The sequence below is a fragment of the uncultured Cetobacterium sp. genome, assembly GCF_947072685.1.
Lineage (GTDB): Bacteria > Fusobacteriota > Fusobacteriia > Fusobacteriales > Fusobacteriaceae > Cetobacterium_A.
On the sequence record NZ_CAMTIK010000005.1, the window covers coordinates 66,324 to 86,899 of the forward strand.

Consider the following 20,576-nt stretch of genomic DNA (forward strand, 5'->3'; position numbering starts at 1 on the left):
CAATATGGATAAAAAAAAGTTGGTCTATAGAGTTGTGATAGTGGTAGTGTTAATTTTAGGTTATTTCAATTACTTTGCAGATGAAAAAAAGATAGAAAAAAAAGAGGAGATAGTTGAGACAACCGGAGCAATATATGAAACAGATGGATATCACATAGAAGCAGAAAAACAAAAAGATTTTCTACAAAAGGATGAAACAACTTTTGAAAAAGCCAAAGCTCTTTTAGAAGGGATGGTTTTAACTGGAGATAATGCTATCTTGGATGCTGGGAAAAACTTACTGTTAAAAAGTAATATTTTAGGGAAATCTTTAAATGGATGGGAGTTTGAAACGGAAGAAGCTCAATACAATAAATCTAAAGGAGAGGTTCAATCAACTGTTGGTGTAATAGCAAAGAATAAAGCTGAAGGAATAGAGATTTCAGGAAAGAATTTTAAAAGTGACACAAAAATGGAGAATGTTATTTTATCAGGAGATGTGAAACTTAAAACTAAAAATATGAGTTTATCAGCTACGAATGCTGTGTATAACGATAAAGATAAGATTGTAAATATAGAGGGAGAATCTTTTTTATCAGGAACTACAGTAGGAACTGAAGTTGGAATATTGAGTGGAACTTTTAAAGGGTTAAAATATGATACAAGCAGTAATTATTTGACAACAACAAATTCGTTTATGATAGATTATAATGGGATAAAATTGCATGGTGATAATCTAGTTTTAAATGATAAAACGGAATCTTTTAAAATAAGTAAGAATGTATATATTCTAGCAGATGGATATAAAATAGATATGGAGAGTATAACTTCGGATGGCGGAGATAATATTCTGTTTAATGGTAAAATAAAGGGAAGTAATGGGATATATACTTTTTCAGGAAATGATGGAGTTTACAATAAAATTACTAAAAAATTTGTTTTAAAAGGTGATGTTCTTGGCAGTGATAAAGATGGAGCAAAATTGAAAGCAGATTTAGCAATATATTCTACCGACAAGAAAGAATTGGAGCTGTTAAGTGAAAAAAATGTTGTATACACAAATCCGACAAATCAAATTTTAACAAAGAATTTGATATACTTAACTCAAACAGGGGAGCTTTATCTAAAAGATGGTTATACCTATAAAGGAGATAAATATGACAGTAAAGGACAACAATTTTTCTTTAATAAACAGACCGGAAAAGGCTACGTTATTGATGGGAATGTAAAAAACATTACAGAAAATCAGTTTGCTTCGGGGAAAAGAGTTGACTTTGATAGAACTGATGATAGTTACTTAGTTGATGGAGATGCCTATTTTGAGGATGAAAATTATATTTTTGAAAGTCAAAAAATAGATTATTTAGGGAAGAAAGGATATGTTTACCTAAATGAAAAATATATTTTGAAAAGAAAAAATCAAAAGGATAAATTTGAAGGGCTGAAAGCGGAATACAATTTAACTAGTGAAATATTTAAATCTTTTGGAGAGTTCACATATACCAGTGAAAAAAATATAATTGAGGGAACAAATTTAAATTTTAATCAAAAGACTGGAATTGGAACTATTGAAAAAGATATAGTTGCAATAGATAAAGAAGGAAAAACTAAGGTTGTTTCAACAAGTGGAATTTTTAAAGAAAATGAGTTTGTAAAACTTAAGGATAAGTTAATTTTAACCAGTGGAGATGTAGTTGCCAATGCAAATTCAGGGGAATATAAGATTCAGGAACAAAAAATATACATTCCAGGAGAGATTATATTTGAAGATAAAGTAAAAAATTCTTCTGGGAAAATGTATGACGGGGTTTATGAAACGGATAAAAAAGTATTTATAGGTAAAAATTTTACTGGAAAAGATATGAAGAATAATCTAAAAAGTGATATAATAAAGTACTTTGTTTCTGAAGGTAACTTTGTTTTGGAAAAAAATGCAGAGATAGTGGATGAGCAAATGAGTTTAAAAGGAAATCAATTAGAATATAATCAAAATACAGAAATAGCAAAATCTCCAAAATCATTTATTATAAAATATGGTGAATACGATATTTTTGGAAAGAGTGGAAATGTCAATTTGAAAACAAGCTATTTAAAGGCTAAGGATGTAACCATAAAATCTAAACAAAATGAGGAGTTTAGAGGGGATGTAGTTGAAGGTACAATGAACAATATGAATTTAGATTTTATTGGAAATGTATCTGGAAAGATATATCAGGATGGAGTTCCTGTGACTTTTAGTGGCGACTTTGTAAGAGCATACTTCAAAAAAAATACTCAAGGAAAAAATGAAATTCAAAGAGTAGAAATTAGGAAAAATGCAGTTATTACAAAAGAGGGAACAACTTTATATTCTGATTATTTAGAAATACAACCACAAAAAAAATTGGTTTATGGAAAAGATAATACTAAAGCTATCTTAAAAGATAGAGATGGCGTTGTAACAACAGTAACTTCAGATATTATGAATGGAAATTTAAATACAGAGGTTATAGATCTGGTTGGAAAAGTTAACATTGTTAGAAAAGAGAAAGATAAGACGCTGGTTGCAACTTCTCAAAAAGGAAGAGTAAAAAATAAAGAGAACCTTATCGAATTGAGAGGGAATGTTTTTGTAGATGACAAAGAATCAACTATTTCAGCAGATGAAGTAGATTATAACACGAAGACAAACAAAGTGAAAGCAAGAGGAAATGTATTTGTGGATTATAAAAATAACGAGAAAAAAAGTACCGGAAGTACCGATCAAATGAAATCAGGATATAATAAAATTTTGAAAAAATAAGGAGAAACTATGAGAAGTATAGTCGCTCAAGGCTTATGTAAAAGTTATAAAAAAAGACAGGTTGTAAAAGAGGTTAGTTTAGAGGTAAAAAAAGGTGAGATTGTTGGGCTTTTAGGACCAAATGGGGCTGGAAAAACGACTACATTTTACATGATAACAGGAATAGTAAAACCTGAAAAAGGTCAAGTATTTATAAATGAAGTGGATATAACAGACTATCCTATGTATAAAAGAGCAGATATGGGAATAGGATATTTGGCACAAGAGCCATCAATATTTAGAAATTTATCGGTAGAGGACAATATATTGGCTATACTTGAGATGAAAGGGTTTTCAAAAGAGGAGCAACAAAAGAAAATGACGGACCTTTTAGAAGAGTTTAAACTTACTCATGTTGCTAAATCTATGGGGTTTTCACTTTCTGGTGGAGAGAGAAGAAGAGTTGAGATAGCAAGAACTATAGCTAATGACCCTGATTTTATTTTATTGGACGAACCATTTGCTGGAGTAGACCCAATAGCAGTGGAAGATATTCAACAAATAATAAGGTATCTTAAACAAAGAGGTTTGGGAATATTGATAACAGACCATTCGGTAAGAGAAACATTATCCATAACAGAAAAAGCATATATTATGGCAAATGGAGAAGTATTAATCAGTGGAACTCCCGAGGAGATAGCGTCTAGTCCAATGGCTAAAAAGGTTTATTTAGGTGAAAACTTTAAATTAGATTAAATAAAAATTTAAAAATATGTGGAGGAAATAAGATAATGTTAACAGGTAACGAAATTAGAAGTAAGTTTATAAAGTTTTTTGAAGAAAAGAACCATAAGCACTTTGAAAGTGCATCATTAATTCCAGATGATCCAACTCTTTTATTGACAGTAGCAGGGATGGTTCCATTCAAGCCATATTTCTTAGGACAAAAAGAAGCACCAACACCAAGAATTACAACATACCAAAAATGTATAAGAACAAATGATTTGGAAAATGTTGGAAGAACAGCAAGACACCATACTTTCTTTGAAATGTTAGGAAACTTCTCTTTTGGAGATTATTTTAGAGAAGAGGCAATAATTTGGTCTTGGGAATTTATAACAGAGGTTTTGAAATTAGAAAAAGATAAATTATGGGTTTCTGTATTCACAACAGATGATGAGGCTGAAAGAATATGGATAGAAAAGTGCGACTTCCCTAAAGAAAGAATAGTAAGAATGGGAGAATCTGAAAACTGGTGGGCAGCAGGACCAACTGGTTCTTGTGGACCTTGTTCTGAAATTCATGTGGATTTAGGTGCAAATTATGGTGGAGATGAAAATTCTAAATTAGGAGATGAGGGAACAGATAACAGATTCATAGAGATTTGGAACCTTGTATTCACAGAGTGGAATAGAATGGAAGATGGATCATTACAACCATTACCTAAGAAGAATATAGATACAGGAGCAGGACTTGAAAGAGTTGCAGCGATGGTTCAAGGGAAATCAAATAATTTTGAAACAGATTTATTATTCCCAATTGTTGAAGAGGCAGGAAAATTAACAAGTACTGTTTATGGTGAAAGTTCAGAAAAAGATTTTTCATTAAAAGTTATAACAGATCATTCAAGAGCAATAACGTTCTTAATCAGTGATGGAGTTATACCATCAAATGAAGGAAGAGGTTATGTTTTAAGAAGAATTTTAAGAAGAGCGGTAAGACACGGTAGACTTTTAGGAAGAAAAGAGCTATTCATGTATAAAATGGTGGATAAAGTTGTAGAGATTATGCAAGAAGCTTATCCTGAATTAAGAAAAAATATAGAGCATATTAAAAAGGTAGTAAAAACAGAGGAAGAAAAATTCTCGAATACTTTAGATCAAGGAATACAGTTAGTAATGAATGAGATAAAATTAGTAAAGACAAAAGGTGAAAACAAATTGCCTGGAGATATAACGTTTAAACTTTACGACACATATGGATTCCCTTATGAATTGACTGAAGAGATCTGTGAAGAGAATGGAGTAGAGGTTTTAAAAGATGAGTTCGTAGAAAAGATGGACGAGCAAAGAGAAAAAGCGAGATCAGCAAGATCAGTTGTTATGGAAAAAGGACAAGATAGCTTTATAGAAAAATTCTATGATTTACATGGAAAAACAGAGTTTACCGGATATTGTGATTTTATGATGACAGCAACACTATTGAGTGCTAGAAAATTAGAGGACAATAACTATGCACTTATATTTGATCAAACACCTTTTTATGCTGAATCTGGAGGGCAAGAAGCCGATCACGGTATAATTGAAGGGGAAAATTTAGTAGGTAAAGTTATAGATGTTCAAAAACAAAAAGAGATATATACTCATATAGTTAGTATTGAATCAGGAGTAGAGGAATTACAAGAAGGGACATTATTAAATTTAACAATAGATCCTGTTAGAAGAGAAGAGATAGCAAAAAACCATACGGCAACTCATCTTTTACATCAGGCATTAAAAGATGTTTTAGGAGAACATGTACAACAAGCTGGATCATCTTGTGGTGCTGATAGATTGAGATTTGATTTTAATCATTACGAAGCTTTAACTACTGAAGAATTAGAGAGAGTAGAAAAGATTGTGAACGAAAGAATATTTATGGGAACAGCCGTTAATGCAGAAGTGATGTCGATGGATAAAGCTAAATTAAAGGGAGCAACAGCACTATTTGGAGATAAGTATGGAAATGAAGTTAGAGTGGTTTCAATAGCAGACTATTCAATAGAACTTTGTGGTGGAACACATATAGAGAATATTGGAAAAATAGGATTCTTTAAAATAATTTCAGAAGCTGGAGTAGCTGCGGGAGTTAGAAGAATAGAAGCTCAGACAAGCTACAAAGCATATTTAGCAGTACTTGAAATGGAGAAATCTATAAAAAGAGTTGCAAAAAATCTTAAAACAGATTTAAATAAAATTGAAGAGAGATCTGAGAAAATAGTTGAAGAGGCAAGAGATTTATCAAAAGAGGTAGAATTTCTAAAAGCTAAAGTAGCATCATTTGAAGCAAATTCATTATTTGATGAAATTCAAGAGATAAAAGGTATTAAAGTTTTAGTTAAAGCCTTCAAAAATAAAGAGGCAGATTCTTTAAGAGAGATTGTAGATAAAGCTAAAGATAAGCTAGGAAGTTGCATAATAGCTCTTGGATCAGATAACGATAAAGCTGTATTTGCTGTAGGGGTTACAAAAGATTTGATTTCTAAAGTTAAAGCTGGAGATTTAGTTAGAGAAGCCGCTAAAATAGCTGAAGGTAATGGTGGAGGAAGACCAGACTTCGCACAAGCTGGAGGAAAAAATGGAGCAAAAGTTGAAGAAGCTTTAGCAACATTGAAGGAAATTTTAATAAATACATTATAATTGGAGGAAGATAATATGTTGAAAAGATATCTTTCTTTAGATGTAGGAGATGTAAGAATAGGAGTGGCTAAATCAGACCTTATGGGGATGGTTGCCGCTCCCTTAGAAGTGATTGATAGAAGAAAAACAAAAGCTGTAAAAAGGGTAGCTGAACTTTGTAGAGAGGAAAATACACTTTCAATAGTTGTTGGAATACCAAAAAGTTTAGATGGAACAGAAAAGCGTCAAGCAGAAAAAGTAAGAGAATTTATAGCGAAATTAAAAAAATCTATTGATGGATTGGAAATATTTGAAGTAGATGAAAGACTTTCTACTGTTTCAGCAGATAGAATGTTAAACGAAACAAATTTGAGGGGAGCTAAAGAAAAGAGGAAGGTAGTTGATAAAGTAGCAGCAGCTATAATACTTCAAACTTTTTTAGACATGAAAAAATAATTTAGTGGAGGCTAACATGAATTTTAAGGGGATGGCAAAATTACTTTTAGTATTAGTTGTACTAGTTTGTTCTTGGTGGTTAGCAGTAGTAAAGCCAACAAAATTAGGACTTGATTTAAAAGGAGGAGTTTATGTAGTTTTACAAGCTCAACCTGAAGAAGGAATTAAACTTGATGATGAGGCTATGAATAGACTGATTGAAGTTTTAGACAGAAGAATAAACGGGCTTGGAGTAGCGGAATCTGTTGTACAAAGAGCAGGTATGGACAGAGTGATAATAGAGCTTCCAGGAATAACAAACTCCGATGATGCAGTAAAAATGATAGGAAAAACAGCTCTGCTTGAATTTAAAATTATGAATGACGATGGGACATTAGGGCCAACTCTTTTATCGGGAGGTTCTTTAAAAAAAGCTGAAGTTTCTTATGATAATTTAGGGAGACCACAAATTCAATTTGAAATGAATATAGATGGAGCAAGAGAGTTTGCTAAAATAACTAGAGAAAATATAGGAAGAAGATTAGCGATAACTTTAGATGGGGAAGTGCAAACTGCACCTTCGATAAATACTGAAATACCTAGTGGAAACGGAGTTATTACAGGAAGTTACACACCGGATGAAGCTAAAAAAACAGCAACATTATTAAATGCAGGAGCACTTCCTGTTAAAGCTGAAATTATAGAAACGAGAATAGTAGGAGCATCTTTAGGAGATGAATCGATAGCTCAAAGTAAAACAGCTGCAATGGTTGCAGTGGGACTAATAGCAACATTTATGTTAATTATGTATAGACTTCCAGGATTTATAGCAGATTTAGCTCTTGTGAGTTTTGGTCTAGTTATGTTTGCAATGCTTAATTTCATAGATGCGACACTGACTTTACCAGGGATAGCTGGAATGATTTTATCAGCTGGAATGGCAGTAGATGCAAATGTTATCATTTTTGAGAGAATTAAAGATGAATTGAAGCTAGGAAGTAGTATAAGAGGGGCTATCCAATTAGGATTTAGTAAAGGAATAGCATCTATCATAGATTCAAATGTTACGACATTATTGACAGCTCTTGTACTATTTATATTTGGAACAGGAACTGTAAAGGGATTTGCGGTTACATTGACAATAGGAACAGTAGCTTCTATGCTTACAGCTATTTTTATAACAAAAGTTTTATTGATAACAGCTGTAGATTTATTTAAAATAAAAAGAACAGAGTTCTTCGGTGTGAAAAGGGGGTAAATAAATGTATATTGAGGTAATAAAACACAGTAAAAAATGGATAACTTTATCAACAATATCTTTTATAATATTCCTAGGTATGTTTTTAACAAAGGGATTAAATTATGGAATTGATTTTACTGGAGGAAATTTAATCCAGTTGAACTTTACAAATCAAATTACTTTGACAGAAGTAAATAAAAAGTTGGATAATTTGGCTATAACAATTCCACAGCTATCTCCTACAGCTAGAAAAGTTCAAGTTTCTCAAGCTGATAACAATGTTATTATAAGAACAGCAGAGATGACAGATCTTGATACAGAAAAATTATTGATTCAATTGAAAGATTTAGGTGAATATAAACTTGAAAGAGCCGAAAAAGTAGGGGCAACAATTGGTGAGGAGTTAAAAACTTCAGCAATATATGCACTGACTATGGGTGGATTATTGATTGTAATATATATAACTCTTAGATATGAGTTTAAATTTGCAATAGCAGGAATATTGACACTTCTTCATGATGTCACTGCTGCAATAGGAGTGATTGCACTTTTAGGATATGAAGTGGATACGCCGTTTATAGCAGCGGTACTGACGATTCTAGGGTACTCAATAAATGATACTATAATAATTTATGACAGAATAAGAGAAAGTTTAAGAAAAAAATCTGACTTAACTTTTGGAGAGGTTTTAAATAAAAGTTTAAATCAAGTACTTGTTAGATCTATAAATACATCAGTAACAACACTGCTAGCTTTAGTAGCAATATTAGTTTTTGGTGGAGATAGTTTAAAGACATTTACAACAACACTATTGGTAGGAATCGGAGTTGGAACATACTCATCGATTTATATTTCAACACCATTAGTTTATCTTTTTGAGAAAAAAAGAGATCAAAAATATGAACCTAAAAAAGATGATCATGACGATGAGTCAGACAACAATGAAAAAATTGTAGTTTAGAAAAAAGCCACCTAAAAAGGTGGCTTAATCTACTTATATAAGAGAGGAGTAAAAATGAGAACGTGGGCTGAGATAGATTTAGACAACCTAGCATATAATATAAAAAAAATAAAAGAACTATCTCATAACAGAGACATAATGGCAATAATAAAAGCAGATGCCTATGGAATGGGAGCAGTTCCTATAGCGAAGGAACTTTCTGAACAAGGAGTTAAAATTTTTGGAATATCTTCATTAGAAGAGGGAATAGAGCTAAGGAATTTTGGAATAAAAGAAGAAATTTTGATATTAGCAGGAACTTTTAATGAAGAACTAGAAATAGCAGAAAAATATAATTTGCAAGTCACGTTGACAGATACTTCTCAAATAGAGTATATATTGGAAAAAAAGATGTCTTTATGTGTTCATATAAAAGTAGATACTGGAATGGGGAGAGTAGGATTTACAATAGAAGAGGCTAAAGAGGCAATAAAAAAATGTCAAAATATAGGAATAGAGGTGAGAGGAATATATTCTCATCTATCTGTGGCAGATGAATCTGACAAAGAATCTATAGACTATACAAAGAAACAACTGGATAAATTTAAAGAGTTTGAAAATATAAAAAATATAAAATATATCCATATCCTTAATAGTGGTGGAATAATAAATTTCTCAGAAATAACTCAAAGTAACTTAGTTAGATCAGGAGTAATAATGTATGGTGTATATGGTGAGGGAATAATTAAAGATTTAAAAAGGGTTTTTACTTTGAAAAGCAGAGTTCTATTTTTAAAAGAGTTAAAAGAGGATATAGATATATCTTATGGAAGATTAGGTAAGGGTCATAGAGGGGATTTGATAGCTACTGTGACGGTAGGTTATGCTGATGGATTTAGAAGAGAGTTATCCAATGGAGGAACAGTGGATATTTTTGGAAAGCCATGTGAAATAGTTGGGAAAATATGTATGGATATGTTAATGGTTAAAATTCCTAATGATATAAGAGGAAAAGTAAAAATTGGGGATGAAGTAGTGGTAATGGGTGAAGATATTTTTGAAAAATCAAAAATTGTAGGTTCTTCAATATATGAACTATTCACTGGACTAAGTCGAAGAGTAAGTCGGGTATATTTAAAAAATGGGAAACCACATATAGTAAATAATTTAATAGGAAAAGTTTAAAGGAGAAAATAATGGCAAAGATAGTATTAGAAGCAGGTAAAGATAAAAAAATTAGAAATTTCTATCCAAATGTTTTCAAAGATGAGATCAATGATATATTAGGAGAGGTTTCAAATGGAGATATAGTTGAAGTATGTACTTTAGACGGTGAGGTAATTGGTAAAGGTTATGTTGCTGAATCAACAAATGCTTTTGTAAGAATGTTAACAACTAAAGATGTTGCAGTAGATAAAAAATTGATATTAGAAAAAATAAAAAGAGCTTATGAAAAAAGAAAGCATCTTTTTAATGAGACAAATTGTGTGAGAGCATTTTATTCTGAAGGGGATGGAATCCCGGGATTAATAATTGATAAATTTGATAAATATGTTTCTGTTCAATTTAGAAATTCAGGATTAGAGGTTGCATTTAGACAGGATATAATAAATGCTATAAAAAAGGTGATGAAACCAAAAGGAATATATGAAAGAAGTGACGTTGAAAACAGAACTCACGAGGGTGTAGAACAACAAACTGGAATAATATATGGGGAGATCCCAGAGAGAATTGTGATGGAAGATAATGGATTAAAGTATTATGTAGATATCGTGGATGGACAAAAAACAGGATTCTTTTTAGATCAAAGAGATTCGAGAAAGTTTATTAGAAAATATTTAAATGAAAACACGAGATTTTTAGATGTATTTTCAAGCAGTGGTGGTTTTTCAGTTGCAGCATTAAAAGAGGGCTGTAAGAAGGTTGTAGCGATAGATAAAGAGCCTCATGCATTGGAGTTATGTAATGAGAACTATGCATTAAATGAATTTACTAATGATTTTGAAACTGCTGAAGGCGATGCATTTTTAATGTTGAAAATTCTTTCAAATAGAGGAGAAAAGTTTGATGTTATAACTCTTGATCCACCATCATTAATAAAGAAAAAAATAGATATCCACAGAGGAAGAGATATGTTCTTCAGTCTTTGTGATGAGAGTTTCAAACTTATAGAAGATGGAGGAATTGTAGGGATAATAACGTGTGCTTATCATATGAGCTTACAAGATTTAATTGAGGTTACAAGAATGGCTGCATCAAAAAATGGGAAACTACTTCAAGTTATAGGAGTGAACTATCAACCAGAAGATCATCCTTGGATTTTGCATGTACCAGAAACACTTTATTTAAAAGCTCTTTGGGTAAGAGTAGTAAATAATTAATAATAAGGGGGATTAGGAGAGTATGTACTTAGATATAGTTGTAGTGATAATTTTAATATTTGCAATATTGGAAGGACTAAAGGATGGGTTTTTAATGCAATTCTTTTCAATCTTTGGAATTTTTATAGATTTTATAATTGCTCAAAGGCTAACTCCAGTAGTTCTTGAAAAATTATCTTTAAACAATGATAAAAGTAATTTTTTACTTACTTATATAGGAGTATTTATAGCATCATATTTAGTAATTTCAATACTTATGTTTTTTATAGGGATGATACTAAAAACTCAAAGCAAAGGATTTTTGTCAAGAGGATTAGGGGGAGCATTTGGATTAGCCAAAGGATTTATAATATCGATAGTTATACTATTTATATTTAATTATGCTTCTCAAAAATATAGTGTTTTAAAAAAATATGGAGATGGAAGTAAGGCAAACATGTTCTTCTTAGAAAAATCGCACTATATAGATGATTATTTACCAAAAGAATTAAAAGAAGAATTGAACTATACAAAAGGAAAAGAATTGGTTGAAAAATATTTCAATAAGATGTTTTAGGAGAGAAAAATGAAAATAATTGAAAAATATATATTAGAAGATGTAAAAATGCCAATTATTTTTGGTGTATCTCTGTTTACATTTATTTTTCTAATAGAAATAATAGTATCTCTTATGGAAAATATAATAGTGAAAGGCATCTCTTTATTAGATGTCCTTCGAATTTTATCTTTTTATCTTCCACCAATACTTTCACAGACAATCCCTATGGGTGTATTTTTGGGTGTAATGATTACATTTTCTAAATTTACAAGTACTAGTGAAGCGACAGCGATGAGCTCAATAGGGATGTCTTTAAAAGATATATTAAAGCCGATTGTAAAATTATCAATGTTAATAACTATATTTATCTTTTTTTTACAAGAAAGTATAATCCCAAGATCTTTTAGTAAGTTAGAAGAGTTAACGATAAAAATAGCTTATGAAAATCCTGTTTTTCAATTAAAAGAAGGAATTTTAATAGATGAAGTAGATCAATATAGTTTATATATAAATAAAATTGATAGAAAAACAAATGAAGCTTCAAATGTTTTAATATTTCAAAAGGATGATAAAAGCACTTTTCCTACAATTTTATTGGGAGAGAAAGCTTATTGGAAGAATGTGAATATGGTTTTAGAAAATTCAAAGTTCTATACATTTAATCCAGATGGAACATTAAAATTGGAAGGGAAGTTTAAGCAGAAAAAGATACCATTGAGCTCTTATTTTCAAAATATAAATATAGATGTAAAAGATATTGAAGCTATGGGAATAGGAATGCTTATAAAAAATTTAAATGGGAAAACAAAACAAGAAAGAACCCCATATTTAGTAGAGATAAATAGAAAAATAGCTATTCCTCTTTCAACAATAGTTTTGTCAATTTTAGGAGTTTTACTATCTATTGGGCATCACAGAAGTGGAAAAGGGGCTAGTTTTGGTATAAGTTTGGCTGTAATATTTATATATATTGTATTCTTAAATGTTGGAATGGTAATGGCCAACAAAGGTATAGTATCGCCATATGTAGGAGTTTGGCTACCAAATATATTGTTACTTGGTGGGACTGGGCTACTATACAAAATAAAAGCAGGTGGTGCTAGATGAAAAAGTTAGATGTATATATAAGTAAAAATTTTATAAAATCATTTTTACTTAGTTTGATTGCATTTGTAAATATATTTATATTGAGTCAGCTATTTAAAATAATAAGATATATAACTGCGGGAAGAATGAGTATAGGTGAATCTATAACATATATTATTTATCTACTGCCTAAAATTTTTATAGAGGTGACTCCGCTGGCTATTTTATTAGGGTCTCTTATGTGTATAAATAAGATGGCCTCAAATTTGGAAATAATATCTTTAAAAACATCTGGAATAAGTTTTAGAAGAATAGTTAGGTATCCAGTAATCATATCATTTTTAGTTTCACTTGTTGTATTCCAAATGATGAATAGGGTTTATCCAGTGACTCTTTCAAAAAGTAGAGATTTAAGAGCTGGAAGAAAAATTTCAGAAACAATTTTACCAGCGACTAAAAATAATGCATTTTTAAGAACTGAAGATAATATTATTTATTATATAAAAAATATAAATAGAATTGAAAATACTGCAAAAATGTTGGAGATAATAAGAGTAGATAAAAATTTTGAAAAAATCGAAGAGATTATAACTGCAAAAACCGGGAGATTTGATGTTGATAAAAATCTATGGATTTTAAAAGATGTTACTATAAACAATTTTATAGACAAACATCAAAATGCGTATAAAGTATACTCTAATAAAAACTTTGATAAATCACCTAGTGATTTTATAACAATCCAAGGAGATCCTGAAGAGTTGACAAATGCGGAAATAAAAAAATCAATAAGAGATATTAGAATAACAGGTGGAGATATAAAAGGACCTCTATCTGTTTTAGGTAAAAGATACTCCTTCCCATTTGCAAGTTTTATAGTTTCATTTTTAGGACTAGCATTAGGAAGTAGATATGTACGAGGAGCTTCTGCTATAAGTATAGCATTAAGTGTTGGTCTAGGATATTCATATTATATAGTTCAAGCTTCATTTGAAGCGTTAAGTGTAAATGGGATATTAAATCCATTTTTAAGTGGATGGATTCCAAATGTTATATTCTTAGGGTTAGGTTTGTATTTTATGAAAAAAGCGGAGTATTAGGGAGGAAAATGAGCATAATAATAGATCAATTAGATAATGGTGTAACTCTTTTGATGGAAGATATTAAAAGTATCAATACAGCAAGTTTAGGATTTTTTGTAAAAACTGGGGGGAAAAATGAGTTGGAAGGAGAAGAAGGGATATCTCATTTTATAGAACATCTCTTGTTTAAAGGAACAACAAATAGAACTGCTATGGAGATATCTGAAGAGATAGATAATCAAGGTGGAATGATAAATGCTTATACAAGTGCTGAGAGAACAGCTTACTATATTCAAATGACATCTCACACTTTAGATATAGGAATAGATATTTTAAATGATATGTTTTTAAACTCTACATTTACAGATGAAAATATTGAAAAAGAGAGAAATGTAATTATCGAAGAGATAAGAATGTATGAAGATATTCCTGAAGAGGTTGTCCATGAAGAAAACCTTTCATTTGCAGTAAGCGGTGTACAGGGAAGAAATATTGCTGGAACAATTGAAGGGTTAAAAGAGATAGATAGAGAAAGAATTTTAAACTATTTCTATGACACTTATAAACCTGAAAATATAGTTGTTGCTATCGCTGGAAATATAGATATAGATAATGTTCGTAAAAAATTAAATGCAGGTATAGGTCAGTTAAAAGATAGAAGTTCAGTTAGAGAGTATAATGGAGAGATGTTAATAAATTCAGGAGAAAAAATAATATCTCAAGAAACAAATCAAGTTCATCTATGTGTGAATACTTTAGGTGTTTCTAATTTAGATGATGACAGAATTGTTTCTTCAGTGATATCAAATGTATTGGGTGGAAATATGAGTTCTAGACTATTTCAAAAGATTAGAGAAGACAAAGGACTAGCTTACTCTGTTTATAGCTATACTTCATCTTTTGATGAAGGAGGGTTGTTCACAATTTATGCTGGAACAACTCATGAAGACTATAGAGAAGTTATAGAAATAATAGAAAATGAACTTAAAGATATAAGAGAAAATGGAATTACTCCAAAAGAGTTACAAAAAGCAAAGAATCAATTTTTAAGTATGGTTACTTTTGGATTAGAAAGTAGCAAGGGAAAAATGACAAGAATGGCAGGGTCTTATTTAAATAACGGTTATGTGAAGTCTATAGATGATGTTATTAAAGAGATTGAAAGTGTAACTTTAGACGATGTGGAAAGAGTAGCAAAAAAAATATTTGATGAAAAATATTTATCAAAAACTATTTTAGGAAATATATAACAGAAGGTGGAAAAATGGAAAAAGTTATTGTTAAGTTAGTATTAGAAAATGGAGTAGAACAACCTAAATATATGACACAAGGTGCTGCTGGAATGGATGTTCAAGCATTCATTAGAGAAGCTGTTATTTTAAAACCGTTAGAGAGAGCTTTAATACCAACAGGGATAAAAATGGAAATACCATATGGGTACGAAGTTCAAGTTAGACCTAGAAGTGGACTGGCAATAAAGCACGGGATTACGTTAGTAAATACACCGGGAACTATTGATTCAGATTATCGTGGAGAGGTTGGGATTATTCTTATTAATCTTAGCAATACAGATTTTACTGTAAATCCAGGAGAGAGAATAGGACAACTTGTTTTACAGAAAGTATATAAAATGGAATTTAAAGAGGTAAGTATTTTAGAAGAGACTGAAAGAGCAGAAGGTGGCTTTGGTCATACTGGGAAATAGGAGAATTAAATGGGAAAAAATCATGATTTAGTAGTAACTCTAAAAAAAATAAAGAAAATGAAAAATATGATTTTATATATAGCTTTGTGCATTGTGACGATCAGTGCACTAACTGTATATAGTGCAACAATTCATAAAAGTAGTTCGTTTTTTTATAAGGAAATAGTTTGGATAGTACTAGGGATTTTTACTTATTTTATATTTTCATTTGTAGATTATAAATTATATGGTAAATATTATAAAGTAATTTATATTATAAATGTAATTCTACTTTCATTAGTATTTTTGATAGGAGATAAAAGATTGGGAGCACAGAGATGGATAGATTTTGGATTTATAACAATACAACCATCTGAGTTTTCAAAATTATTTGTAGTTTTAACTTTTTCGGAAGTGCTATCAGATAAGTTTAATTCAAAGTTTGTGGGATTAAAAAGTGTTTTTATAACAAGTCTATACATAGTACCAATATTTTTATTAATCGCAGCTCAACCAGATTTAGGAACTTCATTAGTTATAATTTTTTTATATTTAATTTTAATTTTTATGAATGGAATAGATTGGAAAACAATAATTGTGATATCAATTACTGGAGTTTCGTTAGCACCAATTGGATATCTTTTTTTACTAAAGGATTATCAAAAGGAAAGAGTTTTAACATTTTTAAATCCAGAAGCAGATCTTTTAGGTAGTGGATGGAATGTCACTCAATCAATGATTGCTGTCGGATCTGGTGGAGTTTTTGGAAAAGGGTTTCTTCAAGGGACTCAGAGTAAATTAAGATTTCTTCCAGAGTCACACACCGATTTTATAGCAGCTGTATTTTTAGAGGAAAGAGGACTGATAGGAGGGTGTGTGTTATTACTACTATATACACTTTTACTATGGGGGATATTGAGAGTAGGAGATAGAGCAGAAGGTTATGGAAAACTAATTTGTTATGGGATATCAGCAATTTTTTTCTTTCACATAGTTGTAAATATTGGAATGGTTACAGGAATTATGCCAGTTACAGGGCTTCCATTACTTCTTATGAGTTATGGAGGAACATCGTTTTTATTCGCATTTGCTATGTTAGGAATAGTTCAAAGTATAAATATTTATAGGGAGTAGATATGGAATATATAATAGATTCCAGTTTTAATGATGTAAGACTGGATAGATTTTTAAGAAAAAAATATGAAAATACTCCGCTAACAGAAATTTTTAAAGGAATAAGAACTGGAAAAATTAAAGTTAATGGGAAAAAATCAAAAGAAAATTATAGATTAAAGACAGACGATATTGTAAAAGTACTTTTTTCTGGTGGAGAAACTGAAAGAAAAGAATTCATAAAGCTTTTGCCTCAAGAGATAAAAATTTTGCAAGATGGAATTGTTTATGAAGATGAACGAGTAGTAATTTTTAATAAACAACCAAACATGGTTATGCATAAAGGTAGTGGTCATGAGTACGGGATTTCAGAGATGTTTAAAAGCTATTATGGCACAGATGAATTTAACTTTGTAAATAGAATAGATAAATCCACATCAGGGCTTGTTATAGGTGCAAAAAATTTGAATACAACAAGAGAATTAGCTGAAGAGTTAAGAGATGGAAACACGGAAAAAAAATATTATATTTTAGTAGAAGGAACTATTAAAGAAAAGAACTTTACATTGAAAACGTATTTAAAAAAAGAGGAAACAAAAGTAATTGAATTAGATTCTTATGAAAAGGGAGCTAAAGAAAGTATCTCTTATTTTAAAGTTTTAAAAGTAGGGGATAAAAGAACAATTTTAGAGGGAAGGTTAGAAACTGGAAGAACACATCAGCTAAGAGTTCAACTTTCAAATATGAAACATCCAATTGTTGGTGATGGGAAATATGGAAAAGGTGGAAAACAGATGTTTTTATACTCATACTATTGTGAAATACCAAAATATGGAATTAAAATAGAACTGCCTTTGCCAGAAAATTTTATAAAAAACATATAAAAAACGGTTTTGCTAAGCAAAACCGTTTTTTTTATTTATGAATGAATTAGCAATTAGAATAACTTTAATAGTGTCATCTATATTTTCATCGATAGATACTCCAAATAAAACATCCTCAATGTCGACTCGGCATTGCTCTTTAATAGTTTCAACAATGATACTAGATTCAATTAAATTTAAATCTTTAGGACCAATAATATTAATTAAAAATTTACTAGCTCCTAAGATGGTTCTTTCAAAAAGAGAGGAATCTACAGCAGCTAAAGCAGCTTTTTTAGCTCTATTATCTCCACTTCCCTCACCAAAACCTAAAATAGCATCACCTGAATTAAATAGTAAAGACTTGATATCAGCAAAGTCTAAATTTATTAAACCTTTAGCGAGCATTAAATCGGTCATACCTTTAATTGCGGTTAAAAGAACAAGATTACTTTTTTTAAAAGCTTCTTTAACTGTAATGTCTGGGTTATTAGGATCTAATAATTTATCATTTGGAATAAGAATAAATGAATCAACATAGGGTTTAAGGCTATCTATACCATACTGAGCAATTTTCATTCTTCTTTTACCTTCAAAAGAGAATGGTTTTGTAACAATAGCAACAGTTAAAATATTTAATTCTTTTGCTAACTGGGCTATTAAATGTGTAGCTGCACTTCCAGTACCACCACCCATAGTAGATGTTAAAAATAAAAAATCTGTTCCTCGTAAAATGTTTTTTAAAAAATTTAAACTTTCCTTGGTTGCTCGTTCTCCCAATTCAATATTACCACCACAACCTAATCCTTTAGTTGTAGAGGAGCCCAATTGTATTTTGTACTGAGTTTTAGATGTGTTTAAATCTTGTAAATCAGTATTTAATGCAAAAAAATTAACTCCATCAACATTGTGTTCCACCATATCGTTAATGGCATTTATACCGCCACCACCGATTCCTAAAACCTTTATATTGATATTAAAATTTTTTTCACTTTCCAAAATGACTCACCCCCTTTATATAGGAGTACTACTCGATTAATATCTAATTTCCTTTGTGTGAAATAAATTTTTTTTATCAAAACGCCCCGAGAAAACCTCTTCCTCTATTAGGGAGAGGTTGAATCAGGGCAATCTTTTTAGTTTTCAGTTCCTTTAATCGAATATATAGTTTAATAGTTTCTATTGGTTTTTTCTAAAATATGGTATAATCAGACCACATAAATTTAATTTTAAGGAGGTGAAAACTATGAAAACGCATAACTTAGCTTTTAAATATAGAATCTATCCTAATGAAACTCAAGCTAATACAATTAATCAAACTTTTGGTTGTACTAGACTTGTGTATAATAGATTTTTGGGTCAAAGAAAAGAATTGTATGAGACAGAGAAAAAATCTGTAACTTACAATACCCAAGCTAAAGAACTTGTACCGCTTAAACTTGAATTACCATTCTTGAAAGAGGTTGATTCAATCGCATTACAACAAGCACTTAAAAATTTAGAAACTGCATATAAGAATTTCTTTCAAAAGAGAACTGCATTTCCTAAATTTAAATCTAAAAGGTCAACTAGAAAATCATATAATACTGTATCTACAAGTAATAATATTAGAGTTGAGGGAAATTTTCTGAAGCTTCCAAAGCTAGGCTTAGTTAAAATTAAACTTCATAGACAGATACCTCAAGATTATGTAATTAAATCAGCTACCATTAGTCAAGAGCCTAACGGTGCTTACTATGTTTCTTTACTAACTGAATTTGAAAAAGATATAATAAAAGTTCCAAGTAATAATAGTATTGTTGGACTTGATTTTGCTATGTCAGAATTGTTTGTTAGCTCCGATAACCAAAGGGCTGACTATCCTAGATTTTTTAGAAAGTTAGAAGCTAAACTCGCTAAAGCTCAAAGAGAGCTATCAAGAAAAGTTAAATTCTCACAAAATTGGTATAAAGCAAAATTAAAAGTTGCTAAAGTTCATAACCTTATCAAAAACAGTAGAAAAGATTTTTTACACAAGCTATCACACGAACTTGTAACTAAGTATAATGCGATAATACTTGAAGACCTTAATATGAAAGGTATGAGTCAAGCATTAAACTTTGGTAAATCTGTCGCTGATAACGGGTGGGGAATATTTACGTCTATGCTTCAATACAAATCAATGTTTTTAGGTAAACAAGTAATTAAAATTGATAAATGGTTTCCATCATCAAAAACTTGTTCATTTTGTGGTTCAGTAAAAACTGAACTAGCACTATCTGAAAGAACTTACAAATGTGATGAATGTAACTCAGAGATAGACAGAGACCTAAACGCAAGTATAAATATTCGTGAAGCTGGTAGAGAACTACTAGCCTATTAAAATATATATCAGGGTAGGAACTACCCGCAGAGCGTGATTAATATATCCGACATGAGTCAGATACTTCCCACGAAGCCCCGCCCTCTATTAGGGCGGTGGTAGTTCACTTTAAATGTTCTGTATCTGAAAATTTAATAATTTTAAATTTTTTATCGATATACTCAACTATTGTTGTACTGGTATTTTCAGGAACAGGTTGCTTTGAAAACTCATCGATACCTTTATTGTTAATAATATTAAATATTGCTTTCAATGTAACGCCGTGGCTTATAACTAAAATATTTCCTTCATTATTTTCAGAGACAATTTTATTTAGTCCTTTTTGAACTCTTTCTAATACTTCTAAATAACTTTCACCATGATATGCAGTAGGATTGTATTTAGCGGCATCATTCCAAAAATTATGATATTCTATAGGGTAATTTTTTTCAAAGTCATCCCTTGGAATACCTTCAACATTACCCATTCCAATCTCTTGAAATTCATCTATTGGAATAATTTCTAGATTTCTATCTCCGATAATAAGCTTAGTGGTTGAAATAGCTCTATCTAAAGGTGAAGAGTAAATTTTACTAAAATTTAAATCTTTTAAATGATTTGAAAGCTTTTTAGCTTGAATAACTCCTAAATTAGTTAAAGGGGAATTAGATCTCCCTTGGAAAATTTTTAAAGTGTTCCATACAGTTTCTCCATGCCTAACAAAATAGATACGTAACATATTTTTCTCCTTTTGAATAA

Annotated in this window: 18 protein-coding genes; 16 read left to right on the top strand and 2 right to left on the bottom strand. The window is 30.4% G+C overall.

The features are described from left to right. Window positions 1-4: 4 nt before the first annotated feature. Genes lptC through Q0V67_RS02955 form a run of 15 tightly spaced genes read left to right on the top strand, consistent with a single transcriptional unit; the run spans window position 5 to window position 17,497 of the window. Window positions 5-2,761 (top strand): LPS export ABC transporter periplasmic protein LptC, encoded by a 2,757-nt coding sequence (lptC, locus tag Q0V67_RS02885; RefSeq protein ID WP_297596871.1) that lies wholly within the window; start codon window positions 5-7, stop codon window positions 2,759-2,761. A gap of 9 nt (window positions 2,762-2,770) precedes the next feature. Continuing rightward, window positions 2,771-3,496: an LPS export ABC transporter ATP-binding protein gene (lptB, locus tag Q0V67_RS02890; RefSeq protein WP_297596873.1), complete on the top strand. Its 726-nt coding sequence runs from the start codon at window positions 2,771-2,773 to the stop codon at window positions 3,494-3,496. Window positions 3,497-3,531: 35 nt separating this feature from the next. After that, window positions 3,532-6,138: an alanine--tRNA ligase gene (gene alaS, locus Q0V67_RS02895; RefSeq protein ID WP_297596875.1), complete on the top strand. Its 2,607-nt coding sequence runs from the start codon at window positions 3,532-3,534 to the stop codon at window positions 6,136-6,138. Between the two features lie 15 nt (window positions 6,139-6,153). Then, window positions 6,154-6,573: a Holliday junction resolvase RuvX gene (gene ruvX, locus Q0V67_RS02900; protein ID WP_297596876.1), complete on the top strand. Its 420-nt coding sequence runs from the start codon at window positions 6,154-6,156 to the stop codon at window positions 6,571-6,573. A 16-nt stretch (window positions 6,574-6,589) separates the two neighbouring features. Beyond that, window positions 6,590-7,810, top strand: coding sequence for a protein translocase subunit SecD (gene secD / locus Q0V67_RS02905; protein ID WP_297596877.1), 1,221 nt, complete (start codon window positions 6,590-6,592; stop codon window positions 7,808-7,810). A gap of 4 nt (window positions 7,811-7,814) precedes the next feature. Continuing rightward, the gene (gene secF / locus Q0V67_RS02910; protein WP_297596878.1) at window positions 7,815-8,753 is read left to right on the top strand and encodes a protein translocase subunit SecF; all 939 of its coding nucleotides are present in this window, start codon (window positions 7,815-7,817) and stop codon (window positions 8,751-8,753) included. A 54-nt stretch (window positions 8,754-8,807) separates the two neighbouring features. Continuing rightward, complete coding sequence (gene alr / locus Q0V67_RS02915; protein WP_297596880.1) at window positions 8,808-9,917, top strand: alanine racemase; 1,110 nt, start codon at window positions 8,808-8,810, stop codon at window positions 9,915-9,917. A gap of 11 nt (window positions 9,918-9,928) precedes the next feature. Continuing rightward, a complete protein-coding gene (locus Q0V67_RS02920; RefSeq protein WP_297596881.1) occupies window positions 9,929-11,113 on the top strand; it encodes a class I SAM-dependent rRNA methyltransferase in 1,185 nt (394 codons plus the stop codon). A 22-nt stretch (window positions 11,114-11,135) separates the two neighbouring features. Beyond that, window positions 11,136-11,669 (top strand): CvpA family protein, encoded by a 534-nt coding sequence (locus tag Q0V67_RS02925; protein WP_297596883.1) that lies wholly within the window; start codon window positions 11,136-11,138, stop codon window positions 11,667-11,669. A gap of 9 nt (window positions 11,670-11,678) precedes the next feature. Continuing rightward, on the top strand, window positions 11,679-12,758 hold the full coding sequence (locus Q0V67_RS02930; RefSeq protein WP_297596885.1) for an LptF/LptG family permease: 1,080 nt from the start codon (window positions 11,679-11,681) through the stop codon (window positions 12,756-12,758). Then, the gene (locus Q0V67_RS02935) at window positions 12,755-13,834 is read left to right on the top strand and encodes an LptF/LptG family permease (RefSeq protein ID WP_297596887.1); all 1,080 of its coding nucleotides are present in this window, start codon (window positions 12,755-12,757) and stop codon (window positions 13,832-13,834) included. Before Q0V67_RS02930 ends, Q0V67_RS02935 begins: the two co-directional genes overlap by 4 nt. Before the next feature lie 8 nt (window positions 13,835-13,842). Next, window positions 13,843-15,066 (top strand): pitrilysin family protein, encoded by a 1,224-nt coding sequence (locus Q0V67_RS02940; protein WP_297596890.1) that lies wholly within the window; start codon window positions 13,843-13,845, stop codon window positions 15,064-15,066. A gap of 14 nt (window positions 15,067-15,080) precedes the next feature. Continuing rightward, window positions 15,081-15,521, top strand: a complete 441-nt coding sequence (gene dut, locus Q0V67_RS02945) for a dUTP diphosphatase (protein WP_297596891.1) — start codon at window positions 15,081-15,083, stop codon at window positions 15,519-15,521. A gap of 9 nt (window positions 15,522-15,530) precedes the next feature. Continuing rightward, window positions 15,531-16,634 (top strand): rod shape-determining protein RodA, encoded by a 1,104-nt coding sequence (gene rodA, locus Q0V67_RS02950; protein ID WP_297596892.1) that lies wholly within the window; start codon window positions 15,531-15,533, stop codon window positions 16,632-16,634. A 2-nt stretch (window positions 16,635-16,636) separates the two neighbouring features. Next, complete coding sequence (locus Q0V67_RS02955; protein ID WP_297596895.1) at window positions 16,637-17,497, top strand: RluA family pseudouridine synthase; 861 nt, start codon at window positions 16,637-16,639, stop codon at window positions 17,495-17,497. Between the two features lie 12 nt (window positions 17,498-17,509). Here Q0V67_RS02955 and ftsZ read toward each other — a convergent pair whose 3' ends face one another. After that, window positions 17,510-18,475: a cell division protein FtsZ gene (gene ftsZ, locus Q0V67_RS02960; RefSeq protein ID WP_297596896.1), complete on the bottom strand. Its 966-nt coding sequence runs from the start codon at window positions 18,473-18,475 to the stop codon at window positions 17,510-17,512. Between the two features lie 247 nt (window positions 18,476-18,722). Here ftsZ and Q0V67_RS02965 point away from each other — a divergent pair, with 247 nt between their 5' ends. After that, entirely contained in the window at window positions 18,723-19,838 is a 1,116-nt protein-coding gene (locus Q0V67_RS02965; RefSeq protein ID WP_297596897.1) for an RNA-guided endonuclease TnpB family protein, read from the top strand. Between the two features lie 103 nt (window positions 19,839-19,941). On the opposite strand, the gene Q0V67_RS02970 is transcribed toward Q0V67_RS02965, so the two are convergent. After that, the gene (locus tag Q0V67_RS02970; protein WP_297596898.1) at window positions 19,942-20,556 is read right to left on the bottom strand and encodes a histidine phosphatase family protein; all 615 of its coding nucleotides are present in this window, start codon (window positions 20,554-20,556) and stop codon (window positions 19,942-19,944) included. Window positions 20,557-20,576 lie beyond the last annotated feature (20 nt).

Bases quoted from the DNA above. Each gene is read 5' to 3' on its own strand.
- lptC (WP_297596871.1), top strand. From the start codon at position 5: ATGGATAAAAAAAAGTTGGTCTATAGAGTTGTGATAGTGGTAGTGTTA.
- lptB (WP_297596873.1), top strand. From the start codon at position 2,771: ATGAGAAGTATAGTCGCTCAAGGCTTATGTAAAAGTTATAAAAAAAGA.
- alaS (WP_297596875.1), top strand. From the start codon at position 3,532: ATGTTAACAGGTAACGAAATTAGAAGTAAGTTTATAAAGTTTTTTGAA.
- ruvX (WP_297596876.1), top strand. From the start codon at position 6,154: ATGTTGAAAAGATATCTTTCTTTAGATGTAGGAGATGTAAGAATAGGA.
- secD (WP_297596877.1), top strand. From the start codon at position 6,590: ATGAATTTTAAGGGGATGGCAAAATTACTTTTAGTATTAGTTGTACTA.
- secF (WP_297596878.1), top strand. From the start codon at position 7,815: ATGTATATTGAGGTAATAAAACACAGTAAAAAATGGATAACTTTATCA.
- alr (WP_297596880.1), top strand. From the start codon at position 8,808: ATGAGAACGTGGGCTGAGATAGATTTAGACAACCTAGCATATAATATA.
- Q0V67_RS02920 (WP_297596881.1), top strand. From the start codon at position 9,929: ATGGCAAAGATAGTATTAGAAGCAGGTAAAGATAAAAAAATTAGAAAT.
- Q0V67_RS02925 (WP_297596883.1), top strand. From the start codon at position 11,136: ATGTACTTAGATATAGTTGTAGTGATAATTTTAATATTTGCAATATTG.
- Q0V67_RS02930 (WP_297596885.1), top strand. From the start codon at position 11,679: ATGAAAATAATTGAAAAATATATATTAGAAGATGTAAAAATGCCAATT.
- Q0V67_RS02935 (WP_297596887.1), top strand. From the start codon at position 12,755: ATGAAAAAGTTAGATGTATATATAAGTAAAAATTTTATAAAATCATTT.
- Q0V67_RS02940 (WP_297596890.1), top strand. From the start codon at position 13,843: ATGAGCATAATAATAGATCAATTAGATAATGGTGTAACTCTTTTGATG.
- dut (WP_297596891.1), top strand. From the start codon at position 15,081: ATGGAAAAAGTTATTGTTAAGTTAGTATTAGAAAATGGAGTAGAACAA.
- rodA (WP_297596892.1), top strand. From the start codon at position 15,531: ATGGGAAAAAATCATGATTTAGTAGTAACTCTAAAAAAAATAAAGAAA.
- Q0V67_RS02955 (WP_297596895.1), top strand. From the start codon at position 16,637: ATGGAATATATAATAGATTCCAGTTTTAATGATGTAAGACTGGATAGA.
- Q0V67_RS02965 (WP_297596897.1), top strand. From the start codon at position 18,723: ATGAAAACGCATAACTTAGCTTTTAAATATAGAATCTATCCTAATGAA.
- Q0V67_RS02970 (WP_297596898.1), bottom strand. From the start codon at position 20,556: ATGTTACGTATCTATTTTGTTAGGCATGGAGAAACTGTATGGAACACT.